At 68.9% G+C, this 22,635-nt stretch carries 26 protein-coding genes; 8 read left to right on the top strand and 18 right to left on the bottom strand.

What is annotated here, in order from left to right; translation table 11 throughout:
• Positions 1-199 precede the first annotated feature (199 nt).
• The 10 genes from ASC87_RS24040 to ASC87_RS23995 all read right to left on the bottom strand — a co-directional run bounded on the left by ASC87_RS24040 (position 200) and on the right by ASC87_RS23995 (position 9,184).
• Positions 200-862 carry a phosphoribosyltransferase gene (locus ASC87_RS24040; RefSeq protein WP_056668712.1) on the bottom strand — a complete coding sequence of 221 codons (663 nt, stop codon included), beginning with the start codon at positions 860-862 and terminating at the stop codon, positions 200-202.
• 52 nt (positions 863-914) lie between these two features.
• Positions 915-1,187 (bottom strand): DUF971 domain-containing protein, encoded by a 273-nt coding sequence (locus tag ASC87_RS24035; RefSeq protein WP_056668709.1) that lies wholly within the window; start codon positions 1,185-1,187, stop codon positions 915-917.
• Positions 1,184-2,119, bottom strand: coding sequence for a HEAT repeat domain-containing protein (locus ASC87_RS24030; RefSeq protein ID WP_056668705.1), 936 nt, complete (start codon positions 2,117-2,119; stop codon positions 1,184-1,186). Before ASC87_RS24030 ends, ASC87_RS24035 begins: the two co-directional genes overlap by 4 nt.
• 12 nt (positions 2,120-2,131) lie before the next feature.
• Positions 2,132-2,965, bottom strand: a complete 834-nt coding sequence (locus ASC87_RS24025) for an ABC transporter ATP-binding protein (protein ID WP_056668702.1) — start codon at positions 2,963-2,965, stop codon at positions 2,132-2,134.
• Positions 2,962-3,792 (bottom strand): ABC transporter permease, encoded by an 831-nt coding sequence (locus ASC87_RS24020; protein WP_082568900.1) that lies wholly within the window; start codon positions 3,790-3,792, stop codon positions 2,962-2,964. The genes ASC87_RS24025 and ASC87_RS24020 overlap by 4 nt, the downstream gene beginning before the upstream one ends.
• 13 nt (positions 3,793-3,805) lie before the next feature.
• The gene (locus ASC87_RS24015) at positions 3,806-5,224 is read right to left on the bottom strand and encodes an ABC transporter substrate-binding protein (RefSeq protein WP_056668699.1); all 1,419 of its coding nucleotides are present in this window, start codon (positions 5,222-5,224) and stop codon (positions 3,806-3,808) included.
• Positions 5,225-5,241: 17 nt separating this feature from the next.
• The gene (locus ASC87_RS24010) at positions 5,242-5,484 is read right to left on the bottom strand and encodes a ferredoxin family protein (RefSeq protein WP_056668696.1); all 243 of its coding nucleotides are present in this window, start codon (positions 5,482-5,484) and stop codon (positions 5,242-5,244) included.
• Between the two features lie 20 nt (positions 5,485-5,504).
• Positions 5,505-7,226, bottom strand: coding sequence for a fumarate reductase/succinate dehydrogenase flavoprotein subunit (locus ASC87_RS24005; RefSeq protein ID WP_056668694.1), 1,722 nt, complete (start codon positions 7,224-7,226; stop codon positions 5,505-5,507).
• A gap of 21 nt (positions 7,227-7,247) precedes the next feature.
• Positions 7,248-7,988, bottom strand: a complete 741-nt coding sequence (locus ASC87_RS24000; protein ID WP_056668691.1) for a GntR family transcriptional regulator — start codon at positions 7,986-7,988, stop codon at positions 7,248-7,250.
• A 227-nt stretch (positions 7,989-8,215) separates the two neighbouring features.
• Positions 8,216-9,184, bottom strand: coding sequence for an AraC family transcriptional regulator (locus ASC87_RS23995; RefSeq protein WP_056668688.1), 969 nt, complete (start codon positions 9,182-9,184; stop codon positions 8,216-8,218).
• 137 nt (positions 9,185-9,321) lie between these two features.
• On the opposite strand from ASC87_RS23995, the gene ASC87_RS23990 reads away from it, so the two are divergent.
• Positions 9,322-9,978, top strand: a complete 657-nt coding sequence (locus tag ASC87_RS23990; RefSeq protein ID WP_056668685.1) for an NAD(P)-dependent oxidoreductase — start codon at positions 9,322-9,324, stop codon at positions 9,976-9,978.
• Between the two features lie 35 nt (positions 9,979-10,013).
• The gene (rutR, locus tag ASC87_RS23985; RefSeq protein WP_056668682.1) at positions 10,014-10,697 is read left to right on the top strand and encodes an HTH-type transcriptional regulator RutR; all 684 of its coding nucleotides are present in this window, start codon (positions 10,014-10,016) and stop codon (positions 10,695-10,697) included.
• A gap of 41 nt (positions 10,698-10,738) precedes the next feature.
• Here the strand turns inward: rutR and ASC87_RS23980 are convergent, their stop codons facing one another.
• Both ASC87_RS23980 and ASC87_RS31070 read right to left on the bottom strand, forming a co-directional pair.
• Positions 10,739-11,053 carry a DNA-binding transcriptional regulator gene (locus ASC87_RS23980; protein ID WP_056668679.1) on the bottom strand — a complete coding sequence of 105 codons (315 nt, stop codon included), beginning with the start codon at positions 11,051-11,053 and terminating at the stop codon, positions 10,739-10,741.
• Positions 11,037-11,309 (bottom strand): type II toxin-antitoxin system RelE/ParE family toxin, encoded by a 273-nt coding sequence (locus ASC87_RS31070; protein WP_369820788.1) that lies wholly within the window; start codon positions 11,307-11,309, stop codon positions 11,037-11,039. Before ASC87_RS31070 ends, ASC87_RS23980 begins: the two co-directional genes overlap by 17 nt.
• A gap of 290 nt (positions 11,310-11,599) precedes the next feature.
• Between ASC87_RS31070 and ASC87_RS23975 the strand changes: the two genes are divergently transcribed.
• The 4 genes from ASC87_RS23975 (at position 11,600) to ASC87_RS23960 (ending at position 14,894) form a co-directional block, all read left to right on the top strand.
• The gene (locus tag ASC87_RS23975) at positions 11,600-13,144 is read left to right on the top strand and encodes an ATP-binding protein (RefSeq protein WP_082568899.1); all 1,545 of its coding nucleotides are present in this window, start codon (positions 11,600-11,602) and stop codon (positions 13,142-13,144) included.
• Positions 13,134-13,760, top strand: coding sequence for a response regulator transcription factor (locus ASC87_RS23970; protein ID WP_056668657.1), 627 nt, complete (start codon positions 13,134-13,136; stop codon positions 13,758-13,760). Before ASC87_RS23975 ends, ASC87_RS23970 begins: the two co-directional genes overlap by 11 nt.
• A 160-nt stretch (positions 13,761-13,920) precedes the next feature.
• Entirely contained in the window at positions 13,921-14,415 is a 495-nt protein-coding gene (locus ASC87_RS23965; protein WP_056668654.1) for a heme-binding protein, read from the top strand.
• Positions 14,416-14,582: 167 nt separating this feature from the next.
• Positions 14,583-14,894, top strand: a complete 312-nt coding sequence (locus tag ASC87_RS23960) for a DUF4148 domain-containing protein (RefSeq protein ID WP_056668651.1) — start codon at positions 14,583-14,585, stop codon at positions 14,892-14,894.
• 194 nt (positions 14,895-15,088) lie between these two features.
• Here ASC87_RS23960 and rutF read toward each other — a convergent pair whose 3' ends face one another.
• The 5 genes from rutF to rutA are packed head-to-tail and all read right to left on the bottom strand — an operon-like array spanning position 15,089 to position 18,650.
• Positions 15,089-15,574 carry an NADH-dependent FMN reductase RutF gene (gene rutF / locus ASC87_RS23955; protein WP_056668715.1) on the bottom strand — a complete coding sequence of 162 codons (486 nt, stop codon included), beginning with the start codon at positions 15,572-15,574 and terminating at the stop codon, positions 15,089-15,091.
• 5 nt (positions 15,575-15,579) lie between these two features.
• A complete protein-coding gene (gene rutD, locus ASC87_RS23950; protein WP_056668648.1) occupies positions 15,580-16,377 on the bottom strand; it encodes a pyrimidine utilization protein D in 798 nt (265 codons plus the stop codon).
• 2 nt (positions 16,378-16,379) lie between these two features.
• Positions 16,380-16,772 (bottom strand): pyrimidine utilization protein C, encoded by a 393-nt coding sequence (gene rutC / locus ASC87_RS23945; protein WP_056668645.1) that lies wholly within the window; start codon positions 16,770-16,772, stop codon positions 16,380-16,382.
• Positions 16,773-16,795: 23 nt separating this feature from the next.
• Positions 16,796-17,524 (bottom strand): pyrimidine utilization protein B, encoded by a 729-nt coding sequence (gene rutB, locus ASC87_RS23940; RefSeq protein WP_056668642.1) that lies wholly within the window; start codon positions 17,522-17,524, stop codon positions 16,796-16,798.
• Between the two features lie 10 nt (positions 17,525-17,534).
• Positions 17,535-18,650: a pyrimidine utilization protein A gene (gene rutA / locus ASC87_RS23935; protein ID WP_056668639.1), complete on the bottom strand. Its 1,116-nt coding sequence runs from the start codon at positions 18,648-18,650 to the stop codon at positions 17,535-17,537.
• 259 nt (positions 18,651-18,909) lie between these two features.
• On the opposite strand from rutA, the gene ASC87_RS23930 reads away from it, so the two are divergent.
• Complete coding sequence (locus tag ASC87_RS23930) at positions 18,910-19,104, top strand: hypothetical protein (RefSeq protein WP_056668636.1); 195 nt, start codon at positions 18,910-18,912, stop codon at positions 19,102-19,104.
• Positions 19,105-19,155: 51 nt separating this feature from the next.
• Positions 19,156-21,522 (top strand): PAS domain-containing sensor histidine kinase, encoded by a 2,367-nt coding sequence (locus ASC87_RS23925; protein WP_056668633.1) that lies wholly within the window; start codon positions 19,156-19,158, stop codon positions 21,520-21,522.
• Here the strand turns inward: ASC87_RS23925 and ASC87_RS23920 are convergent.
• Complete coding sequence (locus ASC87_RS23920) at positions 21,505-22,371, bottom strand: DMT family transporter (RefSeq protein WP_056668630.1); 867 nt, start codon at positions 22,369-22,371, stop codon at positions 21,505-21,507. The genes ASC87_RS23925 and ASC87_RS23920 overlap by 18 nt on opposite strands.
• Positions 22,372-22,635 lie beyond the last annotated feature (264 nt).

Below are 22,635 nucleotides of genomic sequence, written 5' to 3'. Positions count from 1 at the left end.
CGCAAGCCTTCGCCGCCGCCCAACCGCCCCTGTTCAACTGAGGGGGAAATTATTCCGGACAGTAGTGGGCGTTCGCCGGGATGACCCGAGATTTTCCCGGGACAGCAGTGGGCCTCCGCCGGGACGACAAGATGGGCGGCATGCGCATCGCAGGCCGGGAGTCCATCGCTGTTCTGCGCGGGTGGTTTGATCTCCGGTGTCAGGCGCGCTCGGCGCCGGCTTCGGCCTGGGCCAGGGCGGCATGCACCTCGTCGTCCTCGACGGGGTCGAAGTTGTCGTACCAGACGGCCACCGCGCGGAACGGTTCGGGCATCTGGGCGCAGACCACCGCGTCGACCACGCGGCTCACGCGCGAGCAGGCGTCTTCCGAAGCCACTGGCAACACCGCGACGATGCGTGCCGGGCGCAGTTGCCGCAGCGCCACGGCGGCGACCCGCATCGTCGCGCCGGTGGCCGCACCGTCGTCGACCAGCAACACGGTTCGGCCATGCACGTCGAGCGGCGGACGCCCCTCGCGGTACAGGGCCTCGCGGCGGTCGAGTTCGGCGTGTTCCTCGGCGGTGATGGCGTCGATGGTGTCGGCGTGGATCTCCAGGCTGGAGACGATGTCTTCGTTCATCACGCGCGCGCCACCCGAGGCGATGGCGCCCATCGCCAGCTCCGGCTGGCCGGGCACGCCGAGCTTGCGGACCACGAACACGTCGAGCGGCGCGTGCAACGCCTCGGCCAGTTCGGCCGCGACGGGCACGCCGCCACGCGGCAGCGCGAGCACGGTCACGTCGGGGCGGTGGGCATAGCGGACGAGCCGCTGGGCCAGGTCGCGGCCCGCATCCCGGCGGTCGCGAAAGATCAGGTCGGTCATGGTGGACCTCCATCGGTTGCCACCCCCATGTTGCGGCAATCCGCGTGCCCCGTCACCCGTTCCTGAGCCAGTCCCATGGGTAGATGCCACGGTCATGGCCATCGCGGAACAGCAGCTGCAGGGCGTAGCGGCCCACCGGTTCCGCGCCGGTCAGCTCCGCACCGTCGCCGGTGGGCGCCCGCCCTGCCAGCCGCAGCGAGCGGCAATCGCCGCAGCGGCATTCGGCGCGCAGGCGGGTGGCGGGCCATTCGGTGGTGGATTGGTCTTCCCAGCGCAGGCGCAACGCACCACGGGCGACCTCCACGGCCTCCGGCAGCCCGTTCATCGCCCCACCCGCCCGATGGCCAGCCGTGCCGCCTTGCGCACCTCGGGGTCCGGGTCGGCAGCGGCGGCCTCCAGCGCGGGCAGGCCCGCCGGGTCACCCACCTCCCCCAACGCGATGGCCGCCTCCTTGCGCAGGTTCGCCATCGGGTGGGTGAGCGCCTCGGTGAGTTCGGGCAGCGCCGCCGGGTTGCGCAGGCGGCCCAGCGCGCGGGCGGCACGCAGGCGCACCTGCCAGAAGTCGTCCCGCATCGCGGCCTGCAGTGCCACCAGCGCGGCTGGTGGCACCAGTTTCGCCAGCGTGCCCGCGGCCTCCTCGCGCACCGGCCACACCGGGTCGGCCAACGCCGCTTCCAGTGCGGGCAGCACGGCGGCGATGCGATCGCCTTCCGCCAGGCCCAGCGCGCCGGTGGCGGCGCGGCGCACCTCGGCATCGGGATCGCCGGTGGCCAGGCGACCCAGGGCGGGCAGCGCATCCACCTGCTTGAGCCAGCCCAGCACACCCACCGCCTCGCGCCGCACCACGGCGTCGGGGCTGCCGAGGGCGGCGGCGGCCGGTGCCGCCGCCGCCGGCAGGCGCAACTCGCGCAGCGCCCGCAGTGCGGCCGCCTGCACGCCAGCATCGGCATGGCGCGCCCACGGCAACAGGCGTTCACCTGAACGCGGGTCTTTCAGTTCGGTGAGGCTCTGGGCTGCCGTGGCGCGCACGGCCGGGTCGGTGTCCAGCAGCGCGTGGGCCAGGGCGTCCACGGCCTCGGGGGTGTCCCAGCTGGCCAGGCGCCGCGCGGCTTCATCACGCACCACGGCGGCCGGGTCGCCGGACAACGCGGCCACGAACGCGGGCAGGCCGGCCTCGTCCTCCTCGTCGGCGAGTTCGAGCAGCGCGATGCGGCGGATGGACGGGTCGTCGCTCGACAGGCGGGCGGACAGGGTCATCGGAACAATCTCCTAAACGGCGAAACGCCAGGGTTCCTCGGCACGGGGTGCACCGAGCGGGGTCAGGCGTGGCAGCGGGTCCCCTTCGTCGGGTTCTTCCAGCAGCGCGAGGCAATGGCGCTTCAGGGCCGCGAATTCCGGCGTGGTCAGCAACGACGCATCGCGCGGCCGCGCGAACGGCAAGGCGATCTGCTCGACGATGCGGCCCGGCCGCGCGCTCATCACGACGATGCGGTCGGCAAGGAACAGCGCCTCGTCGATGTCGTGCGTCACGAACACGACCGTGGTGCGGATGCGCGCCCACACGTCCAGCAGCAGCCGCTGCATCTTCACGCGTGTCAGGGCGTCGAGCGCCCCGAACGGCTCGTCCATCAGCAGCACGGCCGGGTGGTTGATCAACACCCGGGCGATCTCGACCCGCTGCTGCATGCCCCCCGAAAGCTGCGAGGGGTACCGCTCGGCGAAGTCGCCGAGGCCCACGCTGGCAAGCAGTTCGCGGGCGCGCGTGCGGCGTTCGCCCTGCGGCACGTTTTTCATCTGCAGGCCGAACGCCACGTTGTCCACCACCCGCTTCCACGGGAACAGCGTGTGGTGCTGGAACACGAGCCCCCGCGACGGGTCCGGCCCGTCCACCGGCTGGCCGTCCACGCGGATGCGGCCGGCGGTGGGTGCGAGGTGCCCGGCCAGCGCCCCGAGCAGCGTGGACTTGCCGCAGCCCGACGGCCCCAGCAGGCACACGAACTCGCCCGGGGCGATGTCGAGGCTCAGGTCCTGCACCGCCTCGAACCGTTGCACCCCGGCCCCGAGGTGGATGCCGATGCGGTCGACCTGGACGTGCCCGCTCATGCGCCCGCTCCCTGCCAGGGCATCAGCACCCGGGCCGCCCGGCGGATCAACGCGCTGCTGCCCATGCCGAACAGCCCGATCCACAACATCCCCACGACGATGCCTGCGTAGTTCTGCAAGGTGTACGACTCCCACGTGTAGTAGCCGATGCCGTACTGGCCCGAGATCATCTCGGCCGACACGAGGCAGAACCAGCACGTGCCCATGCCGATCGACAGCCCGGTGGCGATGCTCGGTGCGGCGGCGGGCAGGATCACCTGCGAGAACACCCGCTGCCCGCGGCACCCGAGGCTGCGGGCCGACGCCACGAGGCGGGCGTCCGCCCCTTCGACCCCGTGCACCGTGTTCAACAGGATCGGGAACACCGCGCCGGTGAAGGTCACGAAGATCATCGACACCTCGGATGACGGAAACATGAGGATCGCCAGCGGGATCCACGCCACGGCTGGCACAGGCCGCAGCACTTCCAGGGGCGGTTGCAGCACGGCCTGCGCCCAGCGGAAGCGGCCGATCAGCAGCCCGAGGCCGATGCCAAAGGCGGCCGCGGCAAGGAACCCCGCGGTGATGCGCAGCAGGCTCCACCCGAGGTGGCGCAGCAGCTTCGGCGATTCGAGCAGATCGAGGCCGGCCTGCGCCACCTCGAGCGGCGGCGGCACGTTCGCGAACGTGATGACCGGCGTGCGAACGTGGTACGTGGCCAGCAGGTGCCACGCCACCACGCACGCAGCGATCGACAACGCACCGGCCAGCCAGCGCGACAGGGCCCCGGTGCCGGCGGGCCGCGCCGGGGCCACCGGGGCGGCCAGGGTGGCGGAGGTGGAACTCACGGCCGCACCTCGGTCAGCGGGCCGACGCCACGTGCACCGTGGTGTCGCGTGCCGCGGCGTAGTCCACCACCTTGCCCTTGTGGGCCGAGGCCCACGCGGTGGCGGCGTCCTTCAGCAAGAAGGCGTGCAGCTGGCCCTTCGCATCGGCCGCGAACCACGCCTGGTTGGCCAGCAGCTTGATGCCGAGGTTGTCATCGTGCGCGAAGATCACGCGGATCTTGCGGCCCGCGGCCGTGGCCTTCTTCGCGTCGGCGAACGCGTTCTCGGGCGAGGCGTAGTGGCGCACCAGCGGCTCACCCTCCACCCACACCTGGGCCACGCGCTTGAACTCGGTGATGGGCTTGCCGGTCAGGTGGTCGTTGGCCTTCAGCGGCAGCTTGTCGTAGTGCTTGAGCTGCACGTCGTAGTCGAGCCCGGACTGCTGGAAGGAGGCGCGGATGTACTTGTCGTCGATGAAGGTGTCGGCGGTCAGGTCGGCGTCGTGGCGCTTGAGGATGCGCAGCGTGTCGATCGACGTGGCCAGGGCCTGGCGGTACTCGGGCTTCCACGTGAAGTCACGCGTCTGCAGGCCGAGCGGGCCGTGGAACAGGTAGTTCACCTCGGCCTCGATGCCGGTCACCTTCGCGATGAGTTCGCTGTACTTCTCGGGCTCGGCCGCGATCAGGCGGTTGGCCTCGATGGCCGCCCGCAGGTAGGCCACCACGATCTCGGGGTATTGATTCGCGTACTCGGCGCTCACCAGCGCGCCGTGGAACGTGGGTGCGTTGGCCTGGGCACCATCGAGGATCTTTCGGGCAAAACCGCGGTACGGGAACAGGTCGGCGAACGGCACGAAGTCGGCGTGGGCGTCGATCTTGTTGGCCTGCAAGGCGGAGCCGGCCACCTCGGGCGCCTGGGTCACGATGTTGACGTCCTTCTCCGGGTCGATGCCCTGCGCCTTCAGCGCACGCAGCAGCATGCCGTGCGACGTGGACGCGAACGGCACCGAGATCTGCTTGCCACGCAGCTCGGCAAGTGACTGCACCTTCGACTCGGCAGGCACCACGATGCCGTTGCCCGAACCGATCGTGCTGCCCGACAGCACCGACAGGAAGATGCTCTTCTTGCCGGCCTTCAGGTGGGCCGCGCCGTTGAGCGAGCCGGGGAAGTCGGCCATCGCGCCGAAGTCCAGCTTGTCGGCCACCATCTCGTTCGTGAGCGGGGCGCCCGACGTGAAGTTCTTCCACTGCACGTCGTACGTCACGTCCTTGTATTTGCCGTCGCGGGGCAGGTACTTCTCGAGCAGCTTCAGCTCGCGGATCAGGAGGCCACCCGTGGCGCAGTTGATCGTGGTGTCCTGCGTGCCGATGGCGACGCGGATGGTTTCACCGGCCTTTGCGCCGCTCAGGGCCAGCGCGAGGGCGAGGCCGGCCAGGGGAATGCGGAGGTTCATCGGAAGGTCCTTCAGCGTCAGCGGAGCAGGTAGGGGATGTCGACGTGCACGGCGCCCGTGGGGCAGTCCTTCTCGCAAGGCATGCAGTACCAGCATTCATCGAACTTCATGTAGGCCGTGCCCTTGGACAGGTCGATGGCCAGCACGTCGAGCGGGCACACGTCGACACACACGGTGCAGCCCTTGTGGGCAATGCATTTCTCGGAATCGACCGTGACGGGCACGGCCGACGGGGTGAATGCGATCGGGGCGATTTGCATGGGGTCTCCTTCTCGGTCTCTCAGGCCGGCACCGCGATGCGCAGCTCGCGGTAGGCGTTGCGTTCGGTGTCGTTGACGGGCACGACGTACGGCTCGATGGGGCGCTTGAAACTCGTCATCGCGCCGTGTTCGTCCTTCTTGAGCTGGGCGTGGCAGAACCACTCGGCATCGTTGCGCTCGGGGTAGTCGACCCGCGCGTGGTACAGCCCCCAGCGGCTTTCGGTGCGGTACAGCGACGCCCGCGCGGCCATCTCGGCGCAGTCGCGGATCGCGTGCACCTCCATCGCGCGCATCAGCTCGTGCGGGTCGCGGGCTTTCAGGTGCTCGAGGTCCTCGCGGATGCCCTCGAACCGTTCGAGGCCGATCTCCATCTTCCGCGTGACCTTCGGCGGCTGCAGGTGGTCGTTGACGAACCGGCGCAGCTTGAACTCCACCTGGTTCGGCGGCAGGCCCCGCTCGCGCTGCAGCGGCGCCCACACGCGGGCACGCTCCTGCGCCACCTGCTGCGCATCCACCGGCGCGAAGTCGTGTTCGGCGCACCACGCGGCCGAACTTTCACCGGCCAGGCGGCCGTACACGAACGCACCGAGCATGTAGTTGTGGGGCACGCAGGCCATGTCACCGGCCGAGTGCAGGCCGGGCACCGTGGTGCGCCCGTGTTCGTCCACCCACACGCCCGAGGCCGAATGGCCGCTGCACAGGCCGATCTCCGAGATATGCATCTCGACGAGCCGCTCGCGGTAGTTGGTACCGCGGCCCGCGTGGAAACGCCCGCGGCTCGGCCGCTCGTTCGTGTGCAGGATGGTCTCGATGGCCGAGATGGTTTCCTCGGCAAGGTGGTCGAGTTTCAGGAACACCGGGCCCTTGCCACCCTGCAGTTCCTGGTAGAACTCCCACATCATCTGGCCGCTCCAGTAGTCGCATTCGATGAAGCGCTGGCCTTCGGCGTTGGTGGTGTAGCCGCCGAACGGGCCGGTGACGTACGCGCACGCCGGGCCGTTGTAGTCCTTGATCAGCGGGTTGATCTGGAAGCACTCGATGCCCGACAGCTCCGCGCCCGCGTGGTACGCCATCGCGTAGCCGTCGCCCGCGTTGGTCGGGTTCTCGTACGTCCCGAACAGGTACCCCGACGACGGCAGGCCCAGGCGCCCGGCCGCGCCACAGGCGAGCACCACCGACTTGGCCCGCACCACGTGGAAGTCGGCCGTGCGGCAGTCGAACGCCATCGCACCGGCGATGCGCCCATCGGGCCCCGTCAGCAGCCGGGTGGCCACGAGGCGGTTCGTGATGTCGACCCGCGTGCGCTTGAGCTGGCGGTACAGCACCTTCTTGATGTCGTGCCCCTCGGGCATCGGCAGCACGTAGCTGCCCATGTGGTGCACCTTCTTCACCGCGTAGTCGCCGGTCTCGTCCTTCTCGAACTTGACACCCCAGCGGTCCAGCTCCTCGATCATCGGGAAGCTGTTCTGCGCATAGGCCATCACCGTCTTCTGGTTGACGATGCCGTCGTTCGCGATGGTGATCTCGCGCACGTACTGCTCCGGTGTGGCATGGCCGGGGATGATGGCGTTGTTCAGGCCGTCCATGCCCATCGAGATGGCACCACTGCGTTTCACGTTCGCCTTCTCGAGCAGCAGCACGCGCAGTGCGGGGTTGGCCTGCTTGGCCTTGACGGCGGCCATCGGGCCGGCGGTGCCGCCGCCGATCACCAGCACGTCCACTTCGGTCTCGATCGTGTTCATCGGGTTCGTGTCCTCGGGGTTTCAGCGGCGTTGCAGCCGCATGCGGTACTGGAAGCTGTCGGAGCGGCAGTACAGGTGTTCGTAGTCGACGGGGTTCCCGCCGCGGTCGTGGGTCAGGCGTTCGATGTGCAGCACCGGCGCGCCGGTGCGAACGCCCAGGTGGGCGGCGAGGGCCTCGTCGGCCAGCCGGGCGCCGAGGGCCAGGTCGGCGTGGCCGAGCGGCGTGGCGCAGTCGTTCTCCAGGATGAGGAAGATGTCGCGCGTGGCCAGGTCTTCGCGCACCACCCGGTCGCCGAGGGCCTGCGGGAGCCAGGTGTGGTCCACCGACACCGGCTCGCGGTCCAGGTACCGCACACGCTGCACCTCGGTGACCGGTGTGCCTGGCGCGAGGCGCAGGCGCTCGGCCACCGTGGCGCTGGCCGGCACGGTCTCCCGGCGCAGCACGCGGTTGAAGGTCTCGTGGCCCATGGCCCCCATCGCTTCGGCAAAGCCCTGCAGGCGGCCCAGCTCCTGGAACGGCTTGTTCTCGGCCACGAAGGCGCCCTTGCCCGGCACCTTGAAGATCATGCGGGCGCGCTCGAGGTCACCGAGCGCCTGGCGCACGGTGATGCGGCTCACGCCGTACTTGGCCATCAGCGTGCTCTCGGACGGCACGCGGTCATGGGGCTGCCAGGCGCCCGACAGGATGCGTTCCCGCAACTCCTCGCGGATGCGGCTGTACAGGGTGGTTGCGGGCGGTCGGGCGGTGCTCAGGGAGGTCATGCGGCTCGCGTCAACAGGTCATGTCAGGACCGTCTTTCGCAAGCCATGTGCCGCCCTCCTGCACGAGCCTCGGATCACACTCAAGCCATTGATCTGCAAGGATATTTGCGAGGATCAACGCGCACCAGCGGTCACCTCCTTGCGGTCGGGAATCCAACAGTGCACCGTTGACTTCCCAACACACAACCACTCGGCTGCTTCAAACACAACAGTTCAGCGGAGGCGTTTCACGCAGGCGTGCGTGCGCGCGGCGCGCGCCGCGCCACCTCACCCGGCGCCACGCCCAGGTGCCGCTTGAACGCCCGGCTGAACGCCGCCTCCGAGTGGTAGCCGACCCCTTCGGCCACCTCGGGGATGGCCCCGCCGTGTTCGCTCAGGCGCGCGTGGGCCACGTGCATGCGCCACTGCGCCACGTACTGCATGGGGGGCACCCCCACCAGTTGCGTGAACCGTGCGGCGAAGGCAGACCGTGACATCGCCGCGGCGCTGGCGAGGGACACGAGGGTCCATTCGAACGCCGGGTCGCGGTGGATGCCCGCGAGCGCGGCGCCCACTGCGCGATCCTGCAGCCCGCCGATCCAGCCGGTGCGCGCCGATGGGTCGTTCTCGATCCACGCGCGCAGGGCCTGGATGATCAGGATGTCGGCCAGGCGCGTGACCACCGCCTCGCCGCCGGGTCGCATCTGCCGGGCCTCCACGGCCAGGTGCTGCAGCGTCGATTGCATCCACGCCGACTCGGCACCATCGACCCACAGCGCCCGCGGCAACATCGCGATCAGGCGCCGCGCGGCGGGGTCGTCGAAACGCACCGCCCCACACAGCAGCGTCGCGGGGTCACCGCTGCCGCCGAACCGCAGCAGTTCATATCGGCCGCCGGTGTATGCCCGAGGCAGGTCGAACAGGTCCACCCGCGGGGTGTCGGGCTGGCTGACCAGGGCGTGGCCTTCGCCATGGGGCACCAGCACGAACCCGCCGGGCTGGAGCCGCCGTGGCGCCCCATCGCCAGTGTCCACCCAGCAGAGACCTTCGGTGACCACATGGAACATCGCACACCCCGGCATCGGCGGCATCGTGACACCCCAAGGCGCCCTCACCTCCGAGCGGCAACAGAACACGGCGCTCATGCGCAACGCATGCAACGCCTCGCCGAGCGGATCGGCGGAGGGCCAGGGGCCGGAGGGCGGTGGGGTGTGCATGGCCTGAACTGTGCGCGGGCCCGGCCTGTTCGTCCAGCGACCCTGGACGTTCGAGCAGCGATGGAAGATTCCAGGGCATGGTTCATCCGGCCTTGCGCCCGGACACTGGACTCCCCGAACTTCTCAAGGAGATCCACATGAACGTCCTGGTCATCGGCGCCACCGGCGGATCCGGCCGCGCCACCCTCGACGCCCTGCTCGCCGCGGGCCACCGGGTCACGGCGTTTTCCCGCGGTGCCGCCGCGTTGCAGGGCCTGTCGCCCCAACTCCGGTGCCTGCCGGGCGACGCCACGAACCCCGGGGACCTGGACCGTGCCGTGGCGGGACAGGATGCGGTGATCGTCACCCTCGGCATCACCGAAAGCGCGGTGGCCGTGCGCTTGCGCGGGCCGCGCAGCACGCCGCTCGACGTGAGGTCCGCCGGCACCCGCCACACGGTGGACGCCATGCGCCGGCACGGTGTGCGGCGGCTCGTGGTGCAGTCGACCTACGGGGTGGGCGCCACGCGCGGTCGACTGCCCTTCATCTACCGCCTGATGTTCCGCGTGCTGCTGGCCCCGCAGATCGCCGACACGGAACGGCAAGAGGCCACCGTGCGCGGCAGCGGCCTCGACTGGGTGCTGGCCCAGCCGGTGAACCTCACCGACGGGGCGGACGACACCCCCGCCTTCGTGTCGGCCGACGGGGCCACCCGCCGCATGCAGGTGGCCCGACGGCAGGTGGGGCGGTTCCTCGCGGAAGCGGTGGCCACGCCGGCGTGGGTGCACCGGTCGGTGGCGTTGTCGGGCGCGTGACAGCCGGGGCGTGGGCCGTGCTAAAACCTGCCTCCATGCCCACCGCCGCCCCCAAGAAGGCCCCCGTGCCCCGCAAGACCGCGCGCGAACCCGCCGCCGGCACACGCCGCCAGCGCCAGATCGCCGACAAGCGCGCCACCATCCTCGGCGCCGCGCTGCGCCTGTTCTCGCGCTACGGCCTGCACGGCACCACCATCGACCAGGTGGCCGCCGCGGCCGACGTGTCGAAGACCAACCTCTTCTACTACTTCGCCAGCAAGGAGGCACTGTACGTCGCGGTGCTGCAGGACCTGCTCGACGTCTGGCTCGAACCGCTGCGTGGCTTCGCCGCCGAGCAGGACCCGCGCGAGGCCCTGGCCGGCTACATCCGCGCGAAGCTCGCGTTGTCGCGCGACCAGCCCGAGGCCTCGCGCCTCTTCTGCCTCGAGATGGTCCAGGGGGCGCCGCTGCTGCGCGACGAACTGGCGCGTGAACTGCGCGAGCTCGTGGACCGCAAGGCCGAGGTCATTCGTGCGTGGGTGGCGTCGGGCCGGCTGGCGCCGGTGGAACCGCACCACCTGGTGTTTGCGCTGTGGGCCGTGACCCAGCACTATGCGGACTTCGCGGTGCAGGTGGAGGCGCTCACGGGGCGCACGCTGGCGGATCCGGTGTTCTTCGAGGAGACCGTGGAGAACGTGCAGCGGATCGTGTTGCAGGGCATCGGTCCACGCCAGCCGTAGCCCGCGACATCAAAGCCGACGGCTTCGAGACACAGGAGAGGCTACCCTCCTGCTACAGCCAACAGCGCCTTCGGATTGGTGCTCGCAATGGCCAGCAAAGTACGCGCTGCGCCGCTTGGCTGCTTGCGACCTTGCTCCCAGCCTTGCAATGTGCGGACAGACACGCCCATCAGCGCTGCAAACTGGGACTGAGACAGGCCGGTCTTCTGGCGGGCCTCAATGACCGGCGATGACACTACGCGAACTTGACCGGCCTTCATCTCCTTCACGGATTGCAGAAGGTCAGCCGCGAGATCGCGCTTGGCCTCGTACGCTGCGATTTCAGCTTTGGTCAGGGGTTTACTCTTCGAGGGCACGGCGGATCTCCTTCAACTTGGGACCAGTCAGGTTGTCTGTCTTCGCCTTTGCGTACAGCGTGAGCAAGACAACTTCACCTTCAGCGGTGCGAGTGAAATAGATCACCCGAACACCACCCGATTTGCCCGAACCTGCTCGCCCCCAGCGGACTTTGCGAATGCCGCCGGATTCGGGCACGACATCTCCGGCGGCAGGGCGCTCCGCGATATAGGCCGCGAAGGCTCCTCTCTCTTTTCCGTCCAGTACAGAGGCCACTGGCGCTGGAAAAGGAGCGTTTCGACAACGGTGAGCATCCGTGCACTATACGCCCAAGGCGTACAAGTGTCTAGCGAAACACCCCTCGGGGCGGCCAACGCGGAAACAGGTGACACGTCGGCTCTACTGCGGTCGGCGTCTTCCCGATGATTCGAAGGCGGCAAGGATATTCAGGTCGCACCCACGTCACGTTTCCCGTGGGCTGTCGACCACCAGGATTCCAGCGACCGTGAAGAACGCCCATCAAAGCGGGCATCGTGGCGGGTGTGCGCATGCCAGAATCCGGGCCCATGACCATGGCTGGACGCAGTTTTTTCACAAGACGCCATGTGGCCGCGCTGCTCGTGTGGGCGCTAGTGGCCTGCGTGGGCGCGACGTTCCTGGCTCAAGCACGCCTGGAGCAACTCCGGTCCACCTTCGAAACTGATGGGCGCATCGTCCATCGCAGGCTCAGTCAGTGGGTGGTTCAGTACGACGCGGTGATGGCGACGCTGGCCCTGCTGCAGCCACCGGCCGTCGAGGCAGCAACAGGTAACACCGCCGGAACAGCAGCAGCTGCCGTGACGCGCTTGCCGTCGGTCTATCCCCAGATCCTGTCCGTCCAGCAGCGAACGGCGGACGGAACGTGGCCCCCTGCGCTGGCAGCTTCGCTTTCAGCGGCGGAAGCCGCGTCGCGCCGGTCGGGCCATCCAGAGATGGCATTGATCGATCTGGACGCCGGCCGTTATCACTTGGTGATAGCCGGCTCGCCGTCCAGTTACGCGTTGCAGATCGATCTGCTCGCCACCATACCGCGTGACGAGTGGCCTATGGACATGGCATCCAGTCCCGTGCGCGTCACGCTGGAATGGGGTGGCGCCGCATTCGTGGTGCAACCGGGCCGGGTCAGCGACGCCACGGGCATGTGGTGGAACTACGGCTTCCACAAGCGGCTGATGGTTCCGAGCCAGCCGCTGGACGTGGTGGCGCAGCGTACGGTCGGACTTCGCGAACTGCCTTGGCTCGCCATGCTGACCTGGTGTGTGCTGACAGGGGCCGCCTGGGTGGGGGCGCTCGCAGCGTGGCGCCAGCGGTCATCGCGCAGACGGGCAGAGGAGTTGCTGCGCCTGGGACAGGTTGCACGTCTCAACGCGCTGGGGGAGCTGGCAGCAGGCATGGCGCATGAGCTGAACCAGCCGTTGACCGCGCTGCTGTCCGGCACACAGGCCGCGAAACGGCTGCTGGTTGAAGATCAGCCCGAACTGGAGGCCGCCCGGATCGCCATGTCCCACGTCGTGGAGCAAGCTCGACGCGCGGCCGCTGTCGTGGGCCGCTTGCGTCGCCTGGTGGAACGGCCCGACTTGGCAGGCAACGTCCAGCCGTTGCCCCTGGCCGCCGCCGTACAGGATGTCCTGCGACTGCTGGAGCCCGAACTGGCAGAGCGCAGCATCGCGACCACAGTCACGGACGATCCCAGCCTGCCGCCGGTGCTCGCAGAGCCCGTTGCCCTGCAGCAGATCATTCACAACCTGTTGATGAACGCCTTGCAGTCGCTGGAGCAGGTGCCGTCCGGCGAGCGTCGTTTGAGCATCGCCATGACCAGCGCCGATGACAGTCGGGTGCACCTGTCGATCCATGACTGCGGGGCGGGCATGGCAGCGGAGACGCGCCAACGCCTGTTCGAGCCGTTCTACACCACGCGTCCCGGCGGCCTCGGTCTTGGCCTGACGCTGTGCGAAAGCTTGGCTCAGGCCATGGATGCTCGATTGACCTTGGCGCCGCAGGCGTCGACCACCGAGCGCGGGGCTGAGTTCATCCTGACGCTGTCCACCGCCTCTTCGAACCATGATCGATAACGCGTCTTCGCTCTCGCCCCTGATCCACCTTGTGGACGACGATGCGGCCGTGCGCGATAGCCTGAGCCTGCTCATCAGCACCGTCGGGCTGCGCGTGCGGGCCTGGTCCGATCCCCAAACCTTTGTGGCGGAAATCGATCGCACCAGCATCGGTGCCATCGTGCTCGACGTCCGCATGCCCGTCCTCGGCGGCTTCACGGTATTGGAACATCTGGCGGCCAAGGGTGTGGATCATCCGATCATTCTGCTGACCGGTCACGGCACGGTGGAGATGTGCCGCCGCGCCTTCAAGGCCGGGGCTTCGGAGTTTCTGGAAAAGCCCGTAGATGACGAACTGCTGATTGACGCCCTGCAGAGTGCGGTTCGTCAGCACGTGCGATCCCGCGAGCGGCTCCAGGCGGACCAGCAGGCGCTCGACCGCTACGCCCAGTTGTCGGCCCGCGAGCGCGAGGTACTCAGCCTCATCGTCGAAGGCCTGACCAACAAGGAGATCGGTCGGGCATTGAGCCTGTCGCCGCGCACTGTGGAGACCCACCGTGCCAATCTGCTGGCCAAGCTCGGCATGGATTCGTTAGCGCAGGTGATACGGCGGTATGCCTCATTGGCGCTGGGTTAGCGCTGCGCGGGCAGCGTCGGGGGACGTCGCGTAGTTCTACGGAGCCTCGCGCGTAGCCGCACGAATGGGCGATTCGAGGGTGGTTTTCTACAGTCTCCGGACGGCGCCACAACGGGTGGCGCCGATCTCGAACCGCAGAAATCCAGCACCTGAAACCACCATGCAGCATCCCCTCGTCAAAGCCGCAGTCACACTCTCCCTGTTCGTTGGCGTCACCGTTCATGCCCAAGGTGTGCGGCACGAAAAGAACATCTCATTGGATCTGGCCACGCAGATTGCGGCTCAGGCCGTGGCCACCTGCACCGCCAACGGCTATGCCGTCACGGCCACGGTGGTGGATCGCGCGGGTACCGTGCGTGCCGTCCAACGCGCCGATGACAGCGGCCCACATACTATCGACTCCAGCCGCCTGAAGGCTTACACCGCAGCGTCCGCGAAAGAGAGCACGTTGGCCATGATGGAGCGTGTGCAGAAGAACCCTGCGGCCGCCAACCTCGCGCACATTCCCGGCTATCTGTTGCTGGGCGGCGGCGTGCCGGTGAAGGTGGGCAATGACGTCATCGGTGCAGTTGGCGTGGGCGGCGCGCCTGGCGGCCACCTGGACGAGCAGTGCGCCGTCGCAGGCATTGCCAAGGTGCAGAGCCAACTGAAGTAGGACGCCGCGGGATGCGGTCAGGGCGAGTACGCCCTCCCCCTCCAAGCCGCCTCAGCCTTGTGAGTGATCTTGCAGAAGCCGCGGGGCGGCTGCGCGCAGGATATCCAGCGTCTCGACGCAGCACTTCAGGCAGAGGCCAACAACCTTGCCGATCACAGGAAAAAACCATGAACCCGAAGACCATTATCGCCATCGTCGCTGCGACTCTCGCAGCGGGTACCGCAGTCGCCCAAAGCGAAAACAACAAGGATCACGACATGCCACCGCATCAAGTGACCCGAGCAGAAGTGATCGCCGATCTGGAGCTCTACATCCAGTCCGGATTGCGAGACATCGAGATGCGCGAGCCGCCCGACCTCAGCGACCGGAGCCATCAAGCGGCGCGTGCCAGGTACGAGGAGTTGCGGCGCTCGCCTGCCTTCGCCGCCCGTGTGCAACAGATCGCTCAACAGCGTGGCGAAGCGGTTCGGGTCAACTAGCCAACGTCGGGTTTAGGCAGCACCTGTCATTCGGTTGTTGAATCTGTTTGGCTGCAATCACCCTGGAGCCGAGGCAACATCGCAGCGTCTCCCGCCTTTCGGATGCCGCGAGTTCGAACGTTGTTCCAGGGTCCTGCGCCCGTTCCTCCTGACGATCAGGCCTCGTCCCGATGACTCGAGCGCGGCGAGACGATTCAGGTCGCCCTCACGTCGTGATACTGCCGGCCAAAGTAGACGAGCCCATGAGCCTCGGCATGGGTAGCCAGCGACTGCACCTCGCAAAACAACACCTCATGCGAGCCCACCTCGGCACGCCGCACCACACGGCAGTCGAACGACACCGCGGCATCGTCCACCACCGGCGCGCCGGTGACGCCGGTGTGCCACGACACCGCGGCGAAGCGGTCCGCCATCGGGGTCTTGCCCCCGAAGAGGCCGGAGATCGATTGCTGACCTGCGCCGAGCGCGTTCACGCACAACACGTCGTTGGCGGAGAACACCGGGTACACCGAGGCCCCGCGGTTCAGGCACACGAGCAGCGTGGGCGGGTCGTCGGTCACGCTGCACACGGCGGTGGCGGTGAAGCCCGCGCGCCCGCCCGGGCCGTCGGTGGTGACGATGTTGACCGCCGCGCCCAGCCGGGACATCGCGTCGCGGAAATTTTCCTTTGGCGGCAGCATGGTGGTCACACCAGCCGGCCGGCGCCGGCACGCGCCAGGAACGCGAGCAGCTGGGCGTTGAAGGTGGGGCTGTCGGTGACGGTGTGCGCATGGCCGCCATGGGGCACACGCTCGAACGTCGTATCAGGCAAACCGTCCGCCAGGCGCTGCGAGCAAGTCCACGGCACGAGCGTATCGTCCATCGCAGCGGCCACCATCACGGGCACGCCGATGCTGCCAAGGCGCGCATCCACGTCGAATGCCCGCAGCGCCGCGATGCGCGCGCGCATCGTGGCCTCGCCGGGGAAGTGGGCGAAGGCATGGTCCACCTCAGCCTGCACACGCGCTGCGTTCGCGGCACACCACGCGGCGGGGTACAGGAAGATGGGCTGCGCCTCCACGTACGCGCGGGGGCCGTGTGCGGCCAGCAGCGCCAGCCGGGCGTCGAAACACCGGGCGGAATGCGGGTTGGGGGCCGACCACGCGTTGACGAGCACGAGGCTCGACACGCGGCCCGGTGCGTCGAGCGCGAGCTGCAGCCCCACGAGCCCGCCGAGCGCATGGCCCACGAGGTGGCATGCCGCCGTGCCGCTGGCGTCGAGGACCTCGACCACGTCCTGCGCCATGTGGGCGATGGTGTACGGCGCGGGCAACGTGCCGGGGCTGCGCCCGGTGCCACGCTGGTCGTACGCGATGACGCGGTAGCCAGCCGCCAGCAACGCGGGCAGCTGCGGCTGCCAGAAGGCCGCCGCGCCCCCGAGGCCGGACGACAGCAACACGGTGGCAGCCCCGTCGGGGCCGTGCACGTCGAAGGTGACCGGCATCGTCAGCCCACCTGGCCCACGTGGGCGATGGACGCGATCTCGACGAGCGCATCGGGTTTCACGAGGCCGCACTGGATGCAGTAGCGGGCCGGCTTGGTGCCCGGGAAGAACTCCGCGTACACCGTGTTGATCTTCCCGTAATCGGCCCAGTCCTTCAGCATGATCATGTTGAAGGTCACATCGTCCATCGTGCCGCCAGCGGCCGCCACCACGCCCTGGATGGTGGTCAGCACGTGGCGCGCCTGCGCGGCGGCATCCCCCACGTGCACCACGTTGTTGTCCTTGTCGAACGGCAGCGTGCCGGACACGTACAACACGCCGTCGGCCAGCGTGCCGGGCACGAACGGGGCGATGGGGGTGCCGGTGCCCGGCGGGATGATGGCTTGTTTGGGCATAGGGAGGTTCTCCGGGAAGGGGTTCAGGTGGCGACGGCACGCAGGAACTCGGGCACCGTCGACACCCAGCCGAAGAAGGTCTCGATGTTGTAGACCGAAGCCTGCTGGATGGTGGTGTCGCCGAGCTGGTGCGTGGCGTCTTCGAGCATCACGCCGAAGTACTCGAGGTGGAACGCGTCGCGCAGGGTGGCCTCCACGCACACGTTGGTGGCGATGCCGGTGAACACGAGGTGGCGGATGCCCCGCGCACGCAGCGTGCTGTCGAGCGTGCTGTTGAAGAAGCCGCTGTAGCGGGTCTTCGGCACCACGAGGTCGCCGGCCTGCGGTTGCAGCGCGTCGACGAGCGCGTAGTCCCAGCCGCCCTCGGCGAGGAAGCGCCCCTGGAGCGCCGGGCGCTGGCGCATCGTCTTCAGCGCGTTGGACTTGTACCAGTTGGGCGACCCCGGGCCGCCAGCCTTCTGGTAGGCCGGGTCCCACCCGTTTTGCAGGAACACGACCGGGATGCCGGCCGCCCGCGCTGCCGCCACGCAGGCGGCGATGTTCTCGATCACCCCCTGCGCGCCCGAGATGTCGAACCCCGCCTGGTCCACGTAGCCGCCGATCGATGCGTACGCGTTCTGCATGTCGACGACCACGAGCGCCGTGTCCGTGGCCCGGAACGCGACGGGCTCGGGGCGCGCCGGCAGCACCAGGGCACCGGCGGTGCCGAAGGCGCCCACCGGCGTCGTGGAGGTGATGGTGGTGTTCTTCATGGGCCGGTCCTCACGCGGCCACGGGCTCGGGGGCGACCACGCGCGACGGCACGGTGGCCTGCACGTGGGCCCGGCTCGCCATCAGCGGCTGGATGCGGGTGCCGAAGGCCTCCACGCCGGCCACGAAGTCGTCGAACGTCAGCAGAACCCCTTCGGTGCCGGGCACCTCGGCCATCTCGTCGAGCAGGCGTGCGACGGTCTCGTAGGCCCCCACCAGCGTGCCCATGTTGATGTTGACGGCGGACGTGGGGTCGGCCATCTGGCGCACGTTGGTGTCGGTGCCCGAGCGGGTGTCGGCCGCACTCTGCTGGCCGAGCCAGGCGATGGCCTCCTGGTCGGCGCCCGCCTTGTAGTGCTCCCACTTCGCGCGGGCGGCCTCGTCGGTCTCGTCGGCGATCACCATGACGAGCACGTACGTGGTGACGTGGCGGCCCGTCTTCGCGGTGGCCTCGATCAGCTTCTGCGCCGCCGGGGCAAACGCCGTGGGCGTGTTCACGCCTTTGCCGAAGCAGAAGTTGTAGTCGGCGTACTTCGCGCTGAAGTCCATGCCGGCGTCGCTCTGGCCGGCGCAGATCACCTTCATCGGCGCCTGCGGTTGCGGGCTCACGCGGCAGTCGTCCATCTGGAAGTGCGTGCCCTTGAAGTCGGACTGCCCGGTGGCCCACAGGTCGCGCAGCACCTGCACGTACTCGGCGAGGTACTGGTAGCGGGTGCCGAAGAACTGGTCGCCGGGCCACAGGCCCATCTGCGAGTACTCGGGGCGCTGCCAGCCGGTCACGAGGTTCACGCCGAAGCGCCCGCCCGAGATCGAATCGATCGTGGACGCCATGCGGGCCACGATCGCCGGCGGCATCGTGAGCGTGGCCGCGGTGGCATACAGCTTGATCTTCGACGTGACCGCGGCCAACCCGGCCATCAGCGTGAACGACTCCAGGTTGTGGTCCCAGAACTCGGTCTTCCCGCCAAACCCGCGCAGCTTGATCATCGACAGCGCGAAGTCGAAGCCATGCGCTTCCGCGCGCACGACGATCTCCTTGTTCAACGCGAACGTGGGCCGGTACTGCGGCGCGTTCTCGGAGATCAACCAGCCGTTGTTGCCGATGGGGATGAAAACGCCGACGTTCATGGAGTCACCTGTGGGCCAAGGGAGGCACCGTGGCACTCCCGGACCATCCCTTTGCACGCACCGTGCCAGGCCATGAACATCAATCAAATCAGCCACTTGCAAAACTTCGCAGACCAAATGATCCAACATGGATCACTTGGTCTGGTGCGTGCACCCCATGCCGGTGCGGCACCGACAATTGAAACGCGCCCCGGCAGCCGTGAAGCGCGGTTGAAACCTGCAGCGCCGAGACTTCCCCGATCCATCCAAGGGAGCTTCCATGAAAAAGACCAACCACTTCTTGCCGGCGGCGATGTTCGCCGCGCTGCTCGGCACCGCCACGCTGGTGCTCGCCCTCGGGGCACCGCCGCCGGCGCCGCACCCGATGCAGGCCAGCGCCAGCAACGGGCCGCCGCCACTCGAGCCGGCGAGCCTCGAGAATCCCGTGAGCCCCCTTGCGTTGTGGGCTCCCTGAGCGCACGTTCGCTGCTATCTTCCGGGGCACCGACCCCGTCAGCCCCCGGCCATGACGCAACCGTTCTTCCGCACCCTCACCGGCAAGACACTCGCCCACCTGGCGGCCGGCGGCGCCTTCGTGTTGCTGCTCACCAGCCTGTTCGGCACCTACGTGCTGTACCGGCAGGCCGAGGGCCGGGCCATGTCACGCCTGGCCGACCAGGTGGTGGAACGCGCCCGCCTCGCACAACACGTGCTGCAGCACACCACCGAGCAGGTGAACCCGCTCACCGGCACGTCCGCCGAAGCCTGGTCGCCGTACCAGAGCGCCGACTTCCTGATCCGCATGCTGCCGCCCCCGTCGGCCGAGGGCCGGCACCTGCTGTTCATGGCCGACGGGCAACTGATTGCCGACAGCACGCTCGGCGAGGCCGTCTGGAAGGACGTCGGGAATTTCCCGCTGAGCCGCCTCGGCGGCGACCTGCCCCAGGAACTGATGGACGCCGCGACGCGCGCGTACGTCGACGTGCAGACGGGGCACACCCACCGCCGCCGCATGTATTTCGCGGTGGCCCGCATCGAGCACGCCGGCTGGTACATCGCCACCGCCGTGCCCGGCACCACCATCCTCGCGCAGGCATGGACCCCCGCGGTGTGGGCCTTCGGACTCGGGCTCGGGGTGCTGCTGAGCCTGCTGCTGATCTTCACGTGGGTGCTGCGGCGCCACGTGGCCGCGCCACTGGGCCAGCTGACGCTGGCGGCCGAACAGCTGGCCGCCGGTGACACCACGGTGCGCCTGCCCGAAACCCGTGACGACGAGCTGGGCCGCCTCGCTGCCGCGTTCAACCACATGGCGGGCAACGTGGCCGAGCGCGACAACGCGCTGCGGGAAGACAAACGCCAGATCGAGATGGCGCTCACGTCGCTGCGCATGACGGAGGAACGCTGGCGGGCGATGACCGACAACGCGTCCGACTTCATCGCGGTGGTCAACGAACAGGCGGTATTCCGCTACGTGAGCCCGCCGGTGGAACGCATGCTGGGCTACACACCCGACGAACTGGTGGGCCGCCCGGCGCTGTCGCTGCTGCACCCGGACGACCTGGAGCGCATCCGGCCCCGGCTCGTCAAGCCCACCGGCATCCCGTCGCAGTTCCGTTACCACCACAAGGACGGCCGGTGGCGGGTGCTCGAAGCCGTGGGCCGCGACCTGCGTGACCACCCCGCGGTGATGGGCCTCGTGCTGAACGTTCGCGACGTGACCGAGACTGCCCATGCCGAGGAGGAACTGGCCCGCCAGCGAGACTCGCTGCACCAGAGCGAAAAACTGTCGGCCCTCGGCGGGCTGCTGGCCGGTGTGGCCCACGAGCTGAACAACCCGCTCGCGGTGGTGGTGGGCCGGGCCAGCCAGCTGGAGACCGATGCGGAAAGCATGGCCGACCGCAACACCGCGGCAAAGATCCGCCAGGCCGCGGAACGCTGCGCCCGCATCGTCAAGACCTTCCTCGCGATGGCGCGGCGCCAGGCGTCGGTGCGCGAGCCGTCCGACATCAACGTGATCATCAACGACGCGCTCGACGTGCTGACGTACACGCTGCGCAGCGGCGGTGTCACGCTCGACCTGAACCTCGCCCCCGGCCTGCCACCCGTGATGGCCGACGCCGACCAGCTCGGCCAGGTGTTCATGAACCTGTTCACCAACGCCCACCAGGCCATGGCCAGCCGGCCCGCGCCGCGGGTGATGCGCATTGCGAGCCGGGTGTCCCCTGACCGCACCAAGGTGCATGTGACCGTGGCCGACAACGGGCCGGGCATCTCGCCCGAGGTGCGCACCCGCGTCTTCGAACCGTTCTTCACCACGAAGGCGGTGGGCGAAGGCACGGGCGTGGGGTTGTCGGTGAGCCTCGGCATCATGCAGTCGCACCACGGCGCGCTGGCGCTGTGCGAGCCCGACGGCAGCACCGGCGCTTGTTTCGAGCTGACCCTGCCCGCGCTGCGGTCCACGGCCGCACACCCCCGCCACGGCCCGGGGCCCACACGTTCGACCGCCGACGGCGCACACGGCGCACGCATCCTGGTCGTGGACGACGAGGTGGACATCGCCGAAATCCTGCGCGACATCCTCACGCCGGCGGGCCACCGCGTGGTGCTGACCCACAACGGCCTCGACGCGCTGCGCCGCCTCGACACCGAGCCGTTCGACCTCGTGCTGACCGACCTGAAGATGCCCGGCATCGACGGGCCGGCGCTCTACGCCGAGCTGACCCGGCGCCACCCGCACCTGCAGCACCGGGTGATCGCCATCACCGGCGACACGCTGGGGTCCAGCGCCCGCGAGTTCGTGCGCACGAGCCAGGTGCCCGTCATCGACAAGCCGTTCGAGGCGCAGGAGGTGCTGGCCCGCGTCGCGTCGCACCTGCTACTGGCGCGCAGCTGACGCGGTGGCCGCGCTGCCGGCCGACGCGGCCATCACACACACCACCGCGCCCCACTGCAACGCGGTCAGGCGTTCACCCAGCATCACGTGACCGGCCATCGCCCCGATGGCCGGGGCGGCGCTGACGAGGATGCCGAACACCCGGCCCGGCAGGCGCCTCAAGGCGGCCATTTCGAGCGAGTACGGCAGCGCGCTCGACAACACGGCCACGGCCAGGCCGGCCAGCAGCACCGCCGGGGAGGCCAGCGCGGCACCTGCGTGGGCCACGCCGATGGGCACCGTGAGCAGCGCGGCCACCAGCATGCCCCCGCTGACGGCCTGCCCGCCGCCGAGCGCCGACACCCGCTTGCCAAACGTGATGTACATCGCCCAGCACACGGCCGCCCCCAGCGCGAAACCCACGCCCACGGGGTCGAGTGTGCCGCCGCGGGCATCGATGGGCAGCAGCAGGGCGAGGCCGGTCACCGCACAGGCGACCCATGCAAAGTCCGCGGGCCGGCGCGATGCCAGCAGCACTACCGTGAGCGGCCCGGTGACCTCGATGGCGATGGCCAGCCCGATGGGGATGCGCTCGAACGCCTTGTAGATCAGCAGGTTCATCAACCCCAGCATGCCGCCGTAGACGACCAGGTTGGGCACATCGCGCCGGGCGATGCGGGTGCGCCAGGGCCGCCACAGCGCCAGCAGCAACAGGGCAGAGAGCCCGACGCGCAAGGCGGTGACCCCTTCGGTCCCCACCAGCGGAAACAACGATTTGGCCCAGGCCGCGCCCACGTTCTGCGAGACGAGCGACCCCATCACCGCCAGCGCGAACAATGGGGCATGGCGGGGTTGGCGGGTGTCCTCCATCACCCGAGCATAGCGCCGCGATCGTCCGGGGCGGACCGCCCCGTTGCCTCGTCCCCTCGTTGGCGGAAGCTCGCTGCTGTCCGGGGAAAATCAACCTGAATGGCAGCGTTGCCAGCTGGCATCGGAGATGCCGCCGATTCATCGGTGGGTCGACTCAATCGCACCGTTGTCATCCCGGCGAAAGCCCACTACTGTCCGGAATAATTTCCCCCTCAGTTGAACAGGGGCGGTTGGGCGGCGGCGAAGGCTTGCGCGGCTTGCCTT

The organism is Rhizobacter sp. Root1221 (genome assembly GCF_001425785.1).
Lineage (GTDB): Bacteria > Pseudomonadota > Gammaproteobacteria > Burkholderiales > Burkholderiaceae_C > Rhizobacter.
The sequence above is the reverse complement of the archived record's forward strand: the minus strand, read 5'-3'. Positions and strand labels throughout refer to the sequence as shown.